Raw genomic sequence first — 757 nt, 5'->3', positions numbered from 1 at the left:
GCCCCCGAACCGCCCCGCGACACCCTCCGCTTGCGCGGCTGGCGCGCCCGCGAGCGGGCGTCGGCGTCGGCGGCGGCGTCGGTGCCGGAGGTCGGGGACACGCCGCGCGACTACGTGGGGGACCGGCCGCCGACCTACGACCCCGAGCCGACCTCCCTCCCGCTCGCCACCGCCAGCACGCTCGCCGATCTGGTGCCGGACACCGTGCTCGACGGTGCGCACTACGGGCCGATGACCATCCGTACGGCCTCCATCCGCGGCGACTCCGCCCGCTACCGCGGCGAACCGCGCCGCGACGCGCTCGTCACCGCCCGCTTCGGGGCGGGCGACGAGGCGCTGTTGCTCGTCGCCGTCGCCACCGGGGCGCGCGGCACCGAGCAAGCGCACCTGGCCGCGCGCGACGCCTGCCTGTGGATCGGGGGTGCCGTCGGGCGCAGCCACGCCCGGCTCGCCGAGGACATCAGGGAGGGACGCCGCGCGTCGCTGAAGTCGGGGCTGCACCGCCTCACCGGCCGCAGTTACGGACTGATGCGCGCCAAGGCGACGGACCTCGGGACCGCTGACGCCGACTACACCGCGGCACTGCGCTGCCTGCTCCTCCCCGCGGATCCCGCCTGCCGTACACGGGTGTTCTTCGGGACCGGCCCCGGCGGCCTGTTCCGGCTGCGCGACGGCGCCTGGCAGGACCTGGAGCCCGCCGCCAACGAACCCGCCCCCGCCGCCGAGCCGGTCTCCGACTTGCCCGGCGGCGGGGGCG

Annotated in this window: 1 protein-coding gene; it reads left to right on the top strand. The window is 77.5% G+C overall.

All coding sequences use genetic code 11. The annotated features are described in order from the left end of the window. On the top strand, positions 1-757 hold a 757-nt coding region (locus tag G5C51_RS42290; protein WP_165246259.1), incomplete at both ends, for a protein phosphatase 2C domain-containing protein.

It is taken from the genome of Streptomyces coryli (assembly GCF_011044975.1).
Taxonomy (GTDB): Bacteria; Actinomycetota; Actinomycetes; order Streptomycetales; family Streptomycetaceae; genus Streptomyces; species Streptomyces coryli.
Note: the sequence above shows the minus strand (reverse complement) of the source record. Positions and strands in the feature narration are given on the sequence as shown.